This is a genomic window from Micromonospora coerulea (assembly GCF_016598485.1).
Taxonomy (GTDB): domain Bacteria; phylum Actinomycetota; class Actinomycetes; order Mycobacteriales; family Micromonosporaceae; genus Micromonospora; species Micromonospora coerulea.
Genome location: NZ_JAEMUW010000009.1, coordinates 128,531 through 142,831 on the forward strand (window position 1 = coordinate 128,531; position 14,301 = coordinate 142,831).

At 69.9% G+C, this 14,301-nt stretch carries 12 protein-coding genes; 4 read left to right on the forward strand and 8 right to left on the reverse strand.

All coding sequences use genetic code 11. The annotated features are described in order from the left end of the window. Positions 1–12 precede the first annotated feature (12 nt). The 4 genes from hydA to I8N68_RS14255 all read right to left on the reverse strand — a co-directional run bounded on the left by hydA (position 13) and on the right by I8N68_RS14255 (position 5,657). Complete coding sequence (hydA, locus tag I8N68_RS14240; RefSeq protein ID WP_200210434.1) at positions 13–1,416, reverse strand: dihydropyrimidinase; 1,404 nt, start codon at positions 1,414–1,416, stop codon at positions 13–15. Further along, positions 1,413–2,255, reverse strand: coding sequence for a nitrilase-related carbon-nitrogen hydrolase (locus I8N68_RS14245; RefSeq protein WP_200210435.1), 843 nt, complete (start codon positions 2,253–2,255; stop codon positions 1,413–1,415). The genes hydA and I8N68_RS14245 overlap by 4 nt, the downstream gene beginning before the upstream one ends. Continuing rightward, entirely contained in the window at positions 2,252–3,811 is a 1,560-nt protein-coding gene (locus I8N68_RS14250) for an NCS1 family nucleobase:cation symporter-1 (RefSeq protein ID WP_200210436.1), read from the reverse strand. Before I8N68_RS14250 ends, I8N68_RS14245 begins: the two co-directional genes overlap by 4 nt. A 241-nt stretch (positions 3,812–4,052) precedes the next feature. Next, positions 4,053–5,657 carry a PucR family transcriptional regulator gene (locus I8N68_RS14255; protein ID WP_200210437.1) on the reverse strand — a complete coding sequence of 535 codons (1,605 nt, stop codon included), beginning with the start codon at positions 5,655–5,657 and terminating at the stop codon, positions 4,053–4,055. A gap of 129 nt (positions 5,658–5,786) precedes the next feature. Between I8N68_RS14255 and I8N68_RS14260 the strand changes: the two genes are divergently transcribed. Then, the gene (locus I8N68_RS14260; RefSeq protein ID WP_200210438.1) at positions 5,787–7,091 is read left to right on the forward strand and encodes an aspartate aminotransferase family protein; all 1,305 of its coding nucleotides are present in this window, start codon (positions 5,787–5,789) and stop codon (positions 7,089–7,091) included. Positions 7,092–7,209: 118 nt separating this feature from the next. On the opposite strand, the gene I8N68_RS14265 is transcribed toward I8N68_RS14260, so the two are convergent. After that, positions 7,210–8,319 carry an RNA-guided endonuclease InsQ/TnpB family protein gene (locus I8N68_RS14265; RefSeq protein ID WP_200210439.1) on the reverse strand — a complete coding sequence of 370 codons (1,110 nt, stop codon included), beginning with the start codon at positions 8,317–8,319 and terminating at the stop codon, positions 7,210–7,212. A gap of 99 nt (positions 8,320–8,418) precedes the next feature. On the opposite strand from I8N68_RS14265, the gene I8N68_RS14270 reads away from it, so the two are divergent. Next, positions 8,419–9,909, forward strand: a complete 1,491-nt coding sequence (locus I8N68_RS14270) for a CoA-acylating methylmalonate-semialdehyde dehydrogenase (protein WP_200210440.1) — start codon at positions 8,419–8,421, stop codon at positions 9,907–9,909. A 341-nt stretch (positions 9,910–10,250) separates the two neighbouring features. After that, positions 10,251–10,649: a hypothetical protein gene (locus I8N68_RS14275; RefSeq protein WP_200210441.1), complete on the forward strand. Its 399-nt coding sequence runs from the start codon at positions 10,251–10,253 to the stop codon at positions 10,647–10,649. A 108-nt stretch (positions 10,650–10,757) separates the two neighbouring features. Here the strand turns inward: I8N68_RS14275 and I8N68_RS14280 are convergent, their stop codons facing one another. Then, entirely contained in the window at positions 10,758–12,182 is a 1,425-nt protein-coding gene (locus I8N68_RS14280; protein WP_200210442.1) for an MFS transporter, read from the reverse strand. Between the two features lie 228 nt (positions 12,183–12,410). On the opposite strand from I8N68_RS14280, the gene I8N68_RS14285 reads away from it, so the two are divergent. Then, positions 12,411–13,322, forward strand: coding sequence for a TIGR03619 family F420-dependent LLM class oxidoreductase (locus I8N68_RS14285; RefSeq protein WP_307812827.1), 912 nt, complete (start codon positions 12,411–12,413; stop codon positions 13,320–13,322). Between the two features lie 17 nt (positions 13,323–13,339). Here I8N68_RS14285 and I8N68_RS14290 read toward each other — a convergent pair whose 3' ends face one another. Then, positions 13,340–13,768, reverse strand: a complete 429-nt coding sequence (locus I8N68_RS14290; protein WP_200210443.1) for a TIGR03668 family PPOX class F420-dependent oxidoreductase — start codon at positions 13,766–13,768, stop codon at positions 13,340–13,342. Between the two features lie 89 nt (positions 13,769–13,857). Then, the gene (locus tag I8N68_RS14295) at positions 13,858–14,259 is read right to left on the reverse strand and encodes a DUF2267 domain-containing protein (RefSeq protein ID WP_200210444.1); all 402 of its coding nucleotides are present in this window, start codon (positions 14,257–14,259) and stop codon (positions 13,858–13,860) included. Between the last annotated feature and the right edge of the window lie 42 nt (positions 14,260–14,301).

Genomic DNA, 14,301 nt, shown 5'->3' on the forward strand with positions numbered 1-14,301 from the left:
GCTCCTCCTTGGTCAGACCAGGTATTGACTGAGATCGCGCTTGAGGAATTTGCCGTGCCCGGCCGCGCCGTGGAAGGCGTCGTCGTCGACGACGATCCGACCACGGGACAGCACGGTGGAGACCTTCCCGGTCAGCTCCATGCCCTCGTACGCGGAGTAGTCCACGTTCATGTGGTGGGTGCTGGCCGAGATGGTCTGCCTGGCCGTCGGGTCGTACACCGTGATGTCCGCGTCCGCGCCGGGCGCGATGACGCCCTTGTGGGGATAAAGGCCGAACATCCTGGCGGGCGTGGTGGAGCTGATCTCCACCCAGCGCGGCAGGGTGATCTCGCCTTTCACGACGCCCTGATAGAGCAGGTCCATCCGGTGCTCGACGCCGGGCATCCCGTTCGGGATCTTGGAGAAGTCGCCCCGGCCCAGCTCCTTCTGATCCTTGAAGCAGAAGGGGCAGTGATCGGTCGACACCAGCGACAGGTCGTTGGTGCGCAGGCCCCGCCACAGTTCCGCCTGGTGCTCCTTCGAGCGTAGCGGGGGTGAGGCGACGTACTTCGCGCCCTCGAAGTCGGGCTTGGCCAGATCCTCCAACGACAGGAACAGGTACTGCGGGCAGGTTTCCGCGAACACGTTCTGCCCGGTGTCGCGGGCCTGGGTGACCGCGTCCAGGGCGTGCGCGGCGGACAGGTGCACGATGTACAGCGGCGCGCCGGTGACCTTGGCCAGCGCGATCGCCCGCGAGGTGGCCTCGCCCTCCAGCTCGGGCGGCCGGGTCAGGCCGTGCTGCACCGGCTCCGTCTGACCGTTGGCCAGCGCCTGGAGGACGAGCTGGTCGATGGCGATGCCGTTCTCCGCGTGCATCATGATCATCGACCCGGTGTCCCGGGCCTTCTGCATCGCCCGCAGGATCTCCCCGTCAGTGGCGTAGAAGACCCCCGGATAGGCCATGAACATCTTGAACGTGTTGACGCCCGCGTCGATGCAGGCCTCCATCTCCTTCAGCGACGTGTCGTTGACGTCCGACACAATCATGTGGAACCCGTAGTCGATCGCGCAGTTGCCGTCGGCCTTGCTGTGCCACTTGTCCAGCGCGGACAGCACGGACGTGCCCTTGCCCTGTACGGCGAAGTCGACGATGGTCGTCGTGCCGCCCCAGGCTGCCGCGATCGTTCCGGTCTCGAAATTGTCCGCCGAGAAGGTGCCGCCGAACGGCATCTCCATGTGCGTGTGGCCGTCGATGCCGCCCGGCACCACGTACTTCCCGGCGGCGTCGATCACCCGCTCGGCACCGGCCGCCCACTGCTCGGCCAGACCCGAGTCGGGCGCGGCGAGCGCCGCAATCCGCTCGCCCTCCACCAGCACGTCCGCCGGGTATGCCCCGGTGGCGTTGACCACTGTTCCGTTCCGGATGACGATGCTCATGGCGTCACCAGCGGTTCGTACGTGTCGGGCCGGCGGTCGCGGTAGAACGCCCACAGGTCACGGACCTCGGCCAGCTTGTCCATGTCCAGGTCGCGGACGACGACCTCGTCCTCGGTGTCCGACGCCGCGTCGCCGACCAGTTGCCCGCGCGGGTCGACGAAGTAGGACTGGCCGTAGAAGTCGTTGTCGCCCAACGGCTCCACACCGACCCGGTTGATGGCGCCGACGTAGTACTCGTTGGCCACCGCCGCCGCCGGCTGCTCCAGCCGCCACAGATACTCCGAGAGGCCGCGACTCGTGGCGGAGGGGTTGAAGACGATCTTCGCGCCGGCCAGGCCCAGTGCCCGCCAGCCCTCCGGGAAGTGCCGCTCGTAGCAGATGTAGACGCCGATCCGCCCCACGGCGGTGTCGAACACCGGATAGCCGAGGTTTCCCGGCCGGAAGTAGAACTTCTCCCAGAACCCCTTCACCTGCGGAATGTGGTTCTTCCGGTGCTTGCCGAGGTAGGTGCCGTCGGCATCGATCACCGCGGCGGTGTTGTAGTAGACACCGGGCTGCTCCTGCTCGTACATCGGCACGATCAGCACCACGCCGTGCTGCTCGGCGACCTCGCGCATCAGGGCGGTGGTCGGCCCGTCCGGGATCGCCTCGGTGTAGGAGTAGTAGTCCGCGTCCTGGATCTGGCAGAAGTACGGGCCGTAGAACAGCTCCTGCAGGCAGACCACCTGTGCGCCCTGCGAGGCGGCGCTGCGGATGGCCTCGACCGCTCCTGCGATCATCGACTCCTTGTCGCCGGTCCACTTCTGCTGCACCAGCCCGGCTCGGACGATGTTGCTCATACGTTCTCCCCCTTCGCGTGCGCGGTGCGTGGCATCGACAGCGCCAGGTAGACGAGGAACCCGGCGATCAGCCCGACCACCCAGCTGTAGTCGTAGAGCGGCTTGAGGAACGGGATGAGCCCGTCCTCCGGGAACGGCCCCTTACCGGGCGCGGAGTAGGCGCCACCCACCGCGAGGACCGCGCCGACGATGGTGGCGACGATGGCGGCCCAGTTCCACCCGCCGGAGAACCAGTACCTGCCCTCGGGGCGATAGAGGGCCGGCAGTTGGAGGCTGGTGCGGTAGCGGACCCAGTACCCGGCGATGAGTACGCCGGCGACCGCGCCGAGCAGGCCGCCGTAGAACCCGAGCCAGACGAAGATGTAGATGTTGGGGTCCTGCACCAGGCGCCACGGCTGGATCAGGATGCCGAGCACGCCGGTGATCAGGCCGCCGGTCCGGAAGTTGATCAGTCGGGGCAGGGCGTTGGAGAAGTCGTACGCCGGGCTGACCGTGTTCGCCGCGACGTTCACCGACAGCGTGGCGACCACGACCGTGAACAGGCCGAGCGCGACGACCAGCGGGTTCTCGAACTTGGCCGCGAGCTGGATCGGGTCCCAGATCGCCTCACCGTAGATGACGGCCGTGCCCGAGGTGATCATGATCGACAGGAGGGCGAAGAACGACATCGTGGTCGGCAGCCCGAGGATCTGGCCGTACGCCTGTTGCCGCTGGCTGCCGCCGAACCGGGTGAAGTCGGGGATGTTCAGCGAGAGCGTCGCCCAGAAGGCGATCATCCCCATCAGCGCCGGCGCGAACAGCTTCCAGAAGTCGGCGCCCCAGCCCAGCTTCGACGGCTGGGACAGGATCGGGCCGAGCCCGCCCGCCTTGACCAGCACCCAGATCAGCAGGGCGACGGCGACCACGATGACGAACGGTGCGGCCCAGTTCTCGAAGCGCCGCAGGGTGTCCATGCCCCGCCAGATGATCGCCATCTCGATCGCCCAGAACAGGAAGAACGAGGCCCACAGCGTCCACGGGTGGTCCATCACCGTCGCCGCGTCGACCCACCAGGAGCCCAGCAGCTTGCCGGCGATGGCGTAGATCGCCTCGCCGCCGATCCAGGTCTGGATGCCGAACCAGCCGCACGCGATGAAGGCGCGGAGCAGGGCCGGGAAGTTCGCGCCGCGGACGCCGTAGAACGCGCGGGCGAAGACCGGGAACGGGATGCCGTACTTCGTGCCCGCGTGGCTGTTCAACAGCATCGGGATCAGGACGAGCAGATTGCCCAGCGTGATCGTGAGGAACGCCTGCACCCAGTTCATGCCGAGCTGGATGAGCCCGGCGGCGAGCAGGTAGGTGGGAATGTTGTGCGCCATGCCGATCCACAGCGCCGCGAAGTTGTACGTGGTCCAGGTGCGCTTCTCGATGGGTACCGGGGCGAGCTCTTCGTTGAAGTACGGGCTGTCGGCGATCGTGGAGAAGTCACGCAGCTCGACTCGGCCATCGGGATGGGTGATCTGGGTGCCCGGCTCGACCGCGGTGGTTTCGGCGGGGGGCAGGGGTTCAACGGCCATCGCTCACCTCGCTGTTGCGCTGCCGCAACAGTGGCCGGCCAAGCGGCGCGGGTGCTGCGGGTGGGGGCGGATCAGCTCGATCTTTATCTCGGAATGGTGGGTGTCCCGGGCCCGCCACGGGCAGCGGCAAAGTGTCCACGCTTGCCGTGATCAGGGCACACTGTGTCCACCCGCACGGCCGCACCGAGCTGTCAATCGGCGCGGTGGCTCGATTCGCAACTCCTGCTGGACCCTTGACCCGTCACGCCTCGTCGAGTTCGTGCACCAGAAGCGCGACGTACAGCGACAGCATCGACTCCGGGTCCTCCAGCGACACCCCGAGCACCTGCGCGATCCGCGACAGCTGCTGGTAGTAGGCCGTGCGGGACAGGTGCGCGGCGGCGGCCGCCGCCGACTTGTTCCCGCCCTGCTCGCAGAAGCAGCGCAACAGCTCCACGAGCCGGGTGCGCTGGTTGGCGTCCCGCGCCAACAGCGGACCCAACTCGCGGTCCGCGAATGCCCGGACCCGCTCGTCCTCCCGCAACAGATGCAGCAGGCCGCGCAGGCGCACATTGTCCAGCTTGTGGTAGAGCTGCGTGCCGGGGGAGCGTAGGGCCGCCCCCGCCACATGCGCGGCCTCGCCCAGGCTGCGGCGCACCTCGGCGACGTGGGACACCGTGGTGCCGACCGCCACCAGCACCGGAGCGGCCGCGGAACGATGCACCTCTCTGGCCAACCGGCGCAGTACCGCGTCGACCCCGGCCTGCGCGGGCAGCGACAACAACGCCCGAACGCTCGTGTCGTCCACGACCCCCACCAGGGCGGGCACGGCCACCCGCCGCGCGGCCAACGCGGTCGCCTCCGCCAGGTCGCGCAACACCTCCTGCCAGGCCAGCGCAGGGGCGCGCGGCGTCCCGGTCGCGGGCCGGATCGCCACCCCGACCAGCTGCCGTCGCTCGAGGCCAACGCCCAGCGCGGCCGCCCGGGCGGCCAGATCCGGGGGCGGTACCGCCTGACCGACCAGTTGCGCGAGCAACATCCGGTGCGTCTGCCGCTCCAGACTCTCCCGATCGCGTGCCACCAGCCGATGCACCGCCAGCGCCGACGCGGCCCGCTCGGCGACCACCACGTGCCGGTGCGGCGGAGGAGCCGGCGAGAGCAGGACCAGGCGCCCCCAGTCCGCGCCCTGCGCGCCGACCATCGTGACCAACCAGCCGGACTCCTCGTCGTACGCGGTCCGCTCCGGCGCGGCCATCGACCGGGACCGCTGACCCCAGTCGGCCAGCAGCTCGGTGGGATTCTGCCCGGCCGCGTCGTACGCGAGCACCTCGTGCCCCAGCGTCTCCAGCACCACCGGCAGCCCGGAGATCCTGGCCACCTCGCGCAGCACCTCGGCCGGCTCCGCCCCGGCCACGGTGAGCGACGTGAACGTCTCGTGCACCTGCTCGGCAGCCCGCAGCTCGGCGAGCTGCGCGTCGACGATCAGCGCCACCACCGCCTCGGTGACGGACACGAACCTCGTCTCCTCGGCGAGCGTGATCAGGGGGAGTCGGTACCGGTCGGCCGCTGCCACGAGCGCCTCCGGTATCCCGTCACTCCACCGCCGGACCAACTCGATCACCAGTCCCGCCGCGCGGACCGCGGCCAGGTCGGCCACGTACCTCGTCAGCGCCGCCGCCTCGTCCGGCAGCGCGATTCCGGTGGTCAGCACCAGTTCTCCGCCGCGCAGCAGGTGCGCGATGTCGGCGACCTCCGCCACGTGGACCCAGCGGACCCGGCCCTGCATGCCGGCCGACCCGGCCACCACGTGCGGCTTCGCGCGCCGGATCACCGGCAGCGCGATGGCTTCTGCGACGGAGGGATACATCGCGGCTTCCTGTGGGAGGGACTGCACAGAACGTAATGCCGTTGCCCCCGAAGCGGCACAGGTTGTGCGTAGCGGTTGGACAACGATTGCCGCCACACTCGCCGTACGGGCGAGATACGGGAGGACGCGATGGCGCACCGCGAGCTGCTGGCAAGACACCGGTCCGTGATGCCGAACTGGCTGGCGCTGTACTACGAGCAGCCGATCGAGATCGCCAGCGCGCACGGTCGCCGGGTGACCGATCGCGAGGGACGAACCTACCTCGACTTCTTCGCCGGCATTCTCACCAACGCCATCGGCTACGACGTGGCCGAGATCAGCGACGCGATTCGCTCGCAGCTCGACACCGGCGTGCTGCACTCGTCCACGCTCTACCTGATCAAGTCGCAGGTCGAACTCGCGGAGAAGATCGCACAGCTGTCCGGCATCCCGGACGCCAAGGTGTTCTTCACCAACTCGGGCACCGAGGCGAACGAGACCGCGCTGATGCTCGCCACCCAGTACCGCCGCAGCGAGCAGGTGCTCGCCCTGCGCAACTCCTACCACGGCCGCGCATTCGCCACCGTCGCGATCACCGGCATCCGCGGCTGGTCGGCCAGCGCCCTCAGCCCGATCAAGGTGAGCTGGGTGCACGGCGGCTACCGCTACCGGAGCCCCTTCCGCGAACTGTCCGACGCGGACTACATCAAGGCCTGTGTGGCGGACCTGCGCGAGGTCATCGAAACGACCACGGCGGGAGACGTCGCCTGCATGATCGTCGAGCCGATCCAAGGGGTCGGTGGCTTCACCACCCCGCCCGACGGGTTGTTCGGCGAGTTCAAGAAGGTGCTCGACGAGTACGGCATCCTCCTCGTCTCCGACGAGGTGCAGACCGGCTGGGGCCGCACCGGCGAGCACTTCTGGGGCATCCAGGCGCACGACGTCGTGCCCGACGCGATCACCTTCGCCAAGGGCCTGGGCAACGGTCTCGCCATCGGGGGCGTCGTCGCCCGTGCCAACCTCACGGACTGCCTGCGGGCCAACTCCATCTCCACCTTCGGTGGCAACCCGCTCGCCACCACCGGCGCTCTGGCCTCGCTGAACTACCTGCTGGAGCACGACCTCCAGGCCAACGCCGGAAGGCTGGGCAGCCGTCTGCTCGACGGCCTGCGCGCGGTCGCCGCGGCGCAACCCGTGGTCGGTGACGTCCGCGGCAAGGGCCTGATGATCGCGCTGGAGCTCGTCGGACCCGACGGCGAGCCCAACCCGGCGGCTGCCGTGGCGCTGCTGGAGGAAACCCGGGACCGGGGATTGCTCGTCGGCAAGGGTGGCCTGTACGGCAACGTCATCCGCCTGGCGCCGCCGATGACGCTGACCCAGGCCGAGGCGGAAGAGGCACTCGAGATCCTCACCCAGTCGATCGAGGCCGTGGCCAAGGAGGTGCAGCAGCGTTGACTTCCTCCCCTCCCTTAGGGGAGGGGATTCCCACGGTCGCCCGCGTGGTTTCCTGCTTCGCTGCCGATTGCCTGCCCGGAGGTCTCCGTTGAGGTCTTACACCAGCTCCACAGGCGTTTTACCTCTCCGCCAGCCCGGCGGCGAGGATGTTGCGGGCCGCGTTGATGTCCCGGTCGTGGACTGCGCCGCAGGGGCAGGTCCACTGCCGGACGGACAGCGGCAGCGATTGCTGCAGCGCCCCGCACGCGGAGCACAGCTTGGACGACGGAAACCAGCGGTCCACGGTGATCACCGTTCGGCCGTACCACTGCGCCTTGTACTCCAGCATGCCCCGCAGCTCAGACCATGCAGCGTCGGAGATGGCGCGGGCCAGCGAGTGGTTTTGAAGCATGGTGCGCACGTTGAGGTCTTCGATCACGACCGTTTGGTTTTTGCGGACGAGTCGAGTGGTCAGCTTGTGCAGGTGGTCGCGGCGGCGGTCGGCGATGCGGGCGTGGACACGAGCGACCCTCAGCCGGGCCTTGGCCCGGTTGTTGGAGCCCTTCTCCTTGCGGCAGAGGTCCCGCTGCGCCTTAGCAAGCCTGCGCCGGTCGGCGCGTTCATGGCGTGGGTTGGTGATCTTTTTTCCGGTGGAGAGCGTCACCAGCGACGTGATCCCGGCGTCGATCCCGACCGCCTGATCCGATGGCGGCAGAGACTGGACGGTGGGGTCCTCGACCAGGAGGGAGATGAACCAACGCCCAACCCCATCGCGGGACACTGTGACGGTGGACGGCTGCGCACCGTCGGGCAGGGGCCGGGACCACACGATGTTCAACGGTTGGGTCATCTTCGCCAGGGTGAGCCGCCCGTCACGCCACCTAAACGCCGAGCGGGTGTACTCCGCCGACGGCCGAGACTTACGTTTCGACTTGAACCGGGGGTAGCGGGCGCGTTTGGCGAAAAACGCCCCGAACGCGGCTTGCAGATGCCGCAGCGCCTGCTGCAACGGGACGCTGGACACCTCGTTGAGGAACGCCAGCTCCTCGGACTTCTTCCATTCGGTGAGCGCCGCCGACGACTGGACGTAGGTCATCGACCGGCGCTCGTTGGCGTACACGCGGGTGCGTTCGACGAGGGCGCGGTTATAGACCAGGCGCACGCAGCCGAAGGTGCGGTTGAGCACGTCGGCCTGCTCGGGGGTTGGGTAGAAGCGGTACTTGTACGCCCGCTTCACCACCTCACCCATATCTCACATCATGCCAGTCCATTGTGTAAGCCGAGCATTGAGAGGGGGGAGCGGCGTTGCCCCCGGCGCTGAACGGCCGGGTTCCACGCCGCAACTCGGATGAGGACCACGCACTGGATCGGCGGCAAGCCGTGGAACGGTGTCGCCGAACGCACCGGAGACATCTACGACCCCGCCACCGGCCAGGTGGCCGGACAGGTCGACTTCGCGACCGCCGAGGTCGTCGACGAAGCGGTCGCCGCCGCCGGCGAGGCGTTCTCCCGATGGCGTACCGTGTCCCTCGCCCAGCGGACGAACGTGATGTTCTCCTTCCGGGAACGCCTCCATGCCCGCCGGTCCGACCTCGCGCAAATCATCACCGCCGAGCACGGCAAGGTGCTGTCCGACGCGGCGGGGGAGATCCAACGCGGGCTGGAGAACGTCGAGTTCGCCTGCGGGATCCCGCAGATGCTGAAGGGCGGGTTCAGCGAGAACGCCTCGACCCAGGTGGACGTGTACTCCATCCGCCAGCCGCTCGGCGTGGTCGGCGTGATCACCCCGTTCAACTTCCCGGCGATGGTGCCGCTCTGGTTCGTGCCGAACGCGATCGCGTGCGGCAACACGGTGGTGCTCAAGCCGAGCGAGAAGGACCCGTCGTCGGCGAACTTCCTGGCGGAGCTCTTCGCGGAGGCCGGGCTACCGGACGGTGTCCTCAATGTCGTGCACGGCGACAAGGAAGCGGTCGATCGGATTCTCGAGCATCCCAGCGTGAAGGCCATCTCGTTCGTCGGCTCCACCCCGATCGCCCGCCACGTCTACCGGACGGGCACCCACCACGGGAAGCGGGTGCAGGCGCTCGGTGGGGCGAAGAACCACATGGTCGTACTGCCCGACGCCGACCTCGACCTCGCCGCGGACGCCGCCGTCTCGGCCGGCTTCGGCTCGGCCGGTGAACGGTGCATGGCCATCTCCGCCGTCGTGGCCGTTGACCCCGTCGGTGACGAGCTGGTCGCCAAGATCAGCGAGCGGATGGCCGCGCTGCGTGTCGGCGACGGCCGTCGCCCGGGCTGCGAGATGGGACCGCTGGTCACCGGCGCCCACCGCGACCGGGTGCTGTCCTACCTGGACGCCGGCCGCTTGGCGGGGGCGCAGCTGGTGGTCGACGGGCGGGGCCACCCGATCGACGGTGAGCAAGCCGGATTCTGGCTGGGGCCGACCCTCTTCGACCACGTCGACACCGACATGTCCATCTACACCGACGAGATCTTCGGACCGGTGCTCTCGGTGGTACGGGTGCCCAGCTACGACGCCGCCGTCGAGCTGGTCAACGCCAACCCGTACGGCAACGGCACGGCAATCTTCACCAACGACGGCGGCGCGGCGCGCCGCTATCAGAACCAGGTTGAAGTAGGCATGGTCGGGGTGAACGTCCCCATCCCGGTTCCGGTGTCGTACTACTCCTTCGGTGGCTGGAAGGACTCACTGTTCGGTGACGCGCACGCGTACGGGCCGGAAGGGGTGAACTTCTTCGTCAGGTCCAAGGTGGTCACCAGCCGGTGGCTCGACCCGTCCCACGGTGGGGTGAACCTCGGCTTCCCACAGAACAGCTGAGCACCGGACCCGACAGGCATGCATAGTCAGCCGTCGGCGGGGGTAGAAGGACGTCACTGCGTTGCGGCGGGTGCAGGGGCGGTGCTGCCCCGAGCGGCTTCCCGCGTCGATCCGCGTCGGCTGGTATCCAGGTCATCGGTGGGTGCCGCTGAGGTGCCGGCTGACCCGCCAAGGGCGCGAGGTGACCCCATCACCGCGTGGGAAGGAGGGCGGCCAATGATGCTGTTCCAGAGTGGATCCGTTCGTCGATGGCGGGCGCCGGCCCGGAGCTGGCGGGCGTTCGCGTCGGCCGGTTCCCGCACCTGGCACGGACGCCTCGTCCGCCGGGTCGGGTGATCGCCATGGTCGCTGTGTCGGCGCCCCGGTCGGCGCCCACCGCCCCGTCGGTACCTCGCGGTTACGTGGAGTACCTGCAGGCCAGGCTGCTGGAGGCCGAAGCCAGCCTGACCGCGATGACCGAGAAGTACGAGCGGACGAAGGCCCGCTTCGATCGCTGCTACGCCCGCCACGGCATCACCCCCGAGGCCGACATCGTCAACTACATCAACGCGAAGGGGATGAACCCGGAGCTGAAGTTCTGGTACGCCAAGGTCGAGCACTTCCAGCGGGAGGTGACCGCCTACGGGGCGGCGCTGACCGGACTCGACGCCGCGCGCCGGATGCTCGGCGACGCCGGTTACCGCGTCCCCGAGTACGGGAGCGGGCGCAACAACAGGCGGGCGTTGAACCGCGCCGGCTGACGACCCGCGGGGTCACCGCCGCGCCGTCGCCGGCGGCTTGCCGGAGCACGGGCGCGCCGACCGGCCCTGCGGCCGCCGACCCGCCCTCCCGACGTCGACCCGGCGATGTCATGGCCGGCGTCGTCGCGGAGGCCGCCACCGACCTGCTCTCCGCGGACCGACCCGAGCCGGGTAGCGCGGACGACAGGTGGTGCCGCTGCCACGACCAGCCGCACCGGCCCGGCGACGCGCCGGAGCTGCGGTTGCCGCCGGGCGGCTCGTCGAGGGTGGTGCCGGGAAAGCCTCCGGCTGCGGGGTCAGGTCGTCCACGTCTCGGGCGTGGCGCAGCGGGGACAGCAGCAGCGGGACGGGCGCCAGCGTGAGCCCGACCCCGATGAGGAACAGGGTGGGGCGGACGCCGAGCAGTCCCCCGAGGGCGCCGCCGAGCAGCCCGCCGAGCGGGAGCGTACCCATGACCAGGAACCGCATGCTGGCGTTGACTCGGCACTGGAGCCGGGCGGGAACGGTGGACTGCCGGTAGGTGATCTGTGCGATGCCGTAGATGACCTGGCCGATCCCGCTGCCGAGGAGACCCGCGACGAAGAGGGTGGCACCCCAGCCCCGGCCGGTCAGTGGGACCAGCAGGTTGAACGGGCTGCTCACCGCGAGGGACAGCCAGATGATGCGGGCGGAGCCGACGCGGCGGGCGAGCCGGGCGGCCGTGGCGGCGCCGAGGAGGGCCGCGGCCGGGGCGGCGGAAATCAGCATGCCGGCCGTACCGGGAGCGAACCCCACGGTGTCGACCAGGAACAGGATGATCAGCGCGGTGGCGGCGGTGAACAGCAGGTTGGACAGGGCACCGGTGGCGGCGATCGCGCGCAGGACCGGATTCGCCAGGACGAAGGTCAACCCCTCCCGAGCCTGGTGCACCGTGTCGGCTCGCCCGGTCGGTGCGGGCGTGGGCTCGCGCGCCCTGATCCGGGCCAGGCAGGCCGCGCTGACCAGGAAGCTCACCGCGTCGACCAGCAGCGTGTTCGTGGCGCCCACCAGTTGGGTGAGCCAGCCGCCGAGGCTGGGACCGGCGACCTGCCCGGAGGACCGGACGACCTCCACGGTGCAGTTGCCCCGGAGCAGATCCTTCCGGTCCAGCAATCTCGGCAGGTAGGATTGATGACCGATGTCGAAGACGACCCGCATCACGCCCATCACCGCAGCCATCGTCAGGAGCAGCGGCAGGGTCAGCCGCGACAGCGCGGCCGCCACGGTCACCGTGACCAGCGCGGCGCACCGGACGAGGTCGCTGGCGATCAGCACCGGTCGTAGCCGGCGCCGGTCCAGCCAGACGCCGGCGGGCACGCCGAGCAGGAGGAACGCGCCGTTCTGCACGGCCACCAGAACGCCCAGCTGCCACGGGGTGGCGTCCAGGAGCAGCACGGCGATCAGTGGGAAGGCGATCGTGGTGACGTCGGTACCGAGTTGGGTGACGGTCTGACCGGCGACCACGAGCCGGAAGTCCGCGGACCGCCACGGCGCACCTTGAGGTCGAGCTGTCATCTGCGCCCCCGCACATGCCGTTGCCATACCGGATGTCGCGCCCGTGACAGGGCGAGGTGCGAAGGGAGATCGGGTTTTCGGGAGGGGGTGGCCCCCGGTCAGAGGTTAGCCCAGCAGCACGCCGCGGCGTCGCGGTACGGCTGTACGCGGGGTGGCCGGTGCGGCACCGCGCCCACCGTGCTGGCCGTTCCCGCGCCCGGCGGGGACAGCGTTGGGTACCGTGCCGGGGTGGAGGTTGGATTCGCCCCGCCCGTCTCCGGTTCGTGGGCCACCCCGGAGAACATGGTCCACGTCGCCCGCCGCGCGGAACTGCTCGGCTACCACTCGTTGTGGACGTTCCAGCGCCTGCTGGTTCCCGCCGACCTCGGCTGGAGCGAGACGTACCACAGCGTCCAGGACCCGCTGACCACGCTGGCGTTCCTGGCCGCCCACACCACGCGGATCCGGCTCGGCGTCGCGGTGCTCGACATGCCGTTCATCTCGCCGGTGGTGCTGGCCAAGCAGACCGCGACCCTCGACATCCTCGCCGGCGGGCGGCTGGACGTCGGACTCGGCCTCGGTTGGGCGGACGAGGAGTATCAGGCGACGGGGGTGAGCAAGCATCGGCGGGGGCATCGGGCCGAGGAGTTCCTCGCCGTGCTTCGGACCCTCTGGCAGGACGACGTCGTCGCGCATCGCGGTGAGTTCTACCAGGTCCCGCCGGCGCGTCTGGAGCCGAAGCCGGTGCAGCGGCCACACCCGCCGATTCTGCTCGGCGGCCACGCGCCCGCGGCGCTGCGCCGGGCCGGCCGGCTCGCCGACGGCTGGGTCAGCGGCAGCCAGGCGGACCTGACCGGCATCGGCGAGGCGGTCGGGACGGTCAAGGCCGCCGCGGCGGACGCCGGGCGCGATCCCCGCTCGTTGCGATTCGTCTGCCGCGGCGCGGTCCGGGTACGCCGGACGGGCCCGGCCGAGCGCGAGCCGCTCACCGGCACCCTCGGGCAGATCCGGTCGGATCTCGGCAGGCTCGCCGAAGCCGGCATCACCGAACTGTTCGTCGACCTCAACTTCGACCCGGAGATCGGCTCACCCCGCGCCGACGCGCAGGCCTCGTTGCGGCGGGCCGACGAGGTGCTCGACGCCCTCGCCCCGACCCGCTGAGACACCCCGGCGGGGTCTCACCTGGTCGGGTCCGCTTCCGCCGCTGACCACGCCGACCAGTGGGTCACCCGCATCGCGACCACCGGCCCGGCTGGTGGGCGCTGGACGTACTGGGGATATTTGTCGGCCAGCGCCGCGCGGGCCGCGGCCTCCTCGGCGGGGTCCGCCACCAGCCAGCCGTGCCCGTCCAGCCGAACCCACCACAGCCGCGACCAGTCTTCGTCGTACTCGTCGATCAGCAGGCAGACGTTCCCCGTCGCCTGGATGTTCTCCAGCCGGCGTAGCCGCCGGTGACGCTTGGGCTTCTCGTCGACCGCGTGGTAGACGACGTCGCCGAGCAGGGCGAAGCACACCGGCACCAGGTGCGGAGTGCCGTCGTCCCCGACGGTGGCCAGCCGGGCCACCCGGGCCGACCCGACCCGACGCCGGAGTTCATCGGCGGCCACGGCGGCCTCCTCCGGACTGTCCGTAGCCGGCGGGCGTGCCCCTCGGCTCGCCCCCGGCCCACCGTGGAATGGCTCTGGACCCCGAGCCGCTAGCCGCGGGTGCGCTGCACGAAGGGCGCGGTCAGGTCGGCGACCTCCCCGAACTCCGCCGGGAGCTGGGACACGACGTCGTCGTACCCGTCGGGTGTGAGGGCCTCTCGGAGGACGTCGAACACCGCGGTCACTCCGTCCTTCGCCTGGGTCACCGCCACGTCGGCGCGTCCGCTGACCCGTTGCACGAACACGTCGCATCCGAACCGCTCGCCGGTCTCGCTGGGGGCGAACGCGTACGCCTGCAGCCCCTCGGGTAGCTGGCCGGCGAGATCACGCGCCTCGCCGCCGTCGATCCGTTCCGCCAGGGTCGTCAGCGTGGCCCGGGTGAGGGCGGTCGCCTGCTCCGATGACGTTCCTGAGCGCTTCGCCACCAAGCCGATGAACTCGTTGTCGTCCATCTTCGGGCCTTTCTCTCGGACGGATAGCGGCGTCTTCCCCCG

What these genes read in the sequence shown, in the direction of transcription:
- I8N68_RS14245 (WP_200210435.1), bottom strand. Translation starts at nt 2,255, where the DNA reads ATGAGCAACATCGTCCGAGCCGGGCTGGTGCAGCAGAAGTGGACCGGC.
- I8N68_RS14295 (WP_200210444.1), bottom strand. Translation starts at nt 14,259, where the DNA reads ATGGACGACAACGAGTTCATCGGCTTGGTGGCGAAGCGCTCAGGAACG.
- I8N68_RS14250 (WP_200210436.1), bottom strand. Translation starts at nt 3,811, where the DNA reads ATGGCCGTTGAACCCCTGCCCCCCGCCGAAACCACCGCGGTCGAGCCG.
- I8N68_RS14255 (WP_200210437.1), bottom strand. Translation starts at nt 5,657, where the DNA reads ATGTATCCCTCCGTCGCAGAAGCCATCGCGCTGCCGGTGATCCGGCGC.
- I8N68_RS14280 (WP_200210442.1), bottom strand. Translation starts at nt 12,182, where the DNA reads ATGACAGCTCGACCTCAAGGTGCGCCGTGGCGGTCCGCGGACTTCCGG.
- I8N68_RS14260 (WP_200210438.1), top strand. Translation starts at nt 5,787, where the DNA reads ATGGCGCACCGCGAGCTGCTGGCAAGACACCGGTCCGTGATGCCGAAC.
- I8N68_RS14265 (WP_200210439.1), bottom strand. Translation starts at nt 8,319, where the DNA reads ATGGGTGAGGTGGTGAAGCGGGCGTACAAGTACCGCTTCTACCCAACC.
- I8N68_RS14275 (WP_200210441.1), top strand. Translation starts at nt 10,251, where the DNA reads ATGGTCGCTGTGTCGGCGCCCCGGTCGGCGCCCACCGCCCCGTCGGTA.
- hydA (WP_200210434.1), bottom strand. Translation starts at nt 1,416, where the DNA reads ATGAGCATCGTCATCCGGAACGGAACAGTGGTCAACGCCACCGGGGCA.
- I8N68_RS14270 (WP_200210440.1), top strand. Translation starts at nt 8,419, where the DNA reads ATGAGGACCACGCACTGGATCGGCGGCAAGCCGTGGAACGGTGTCGCC.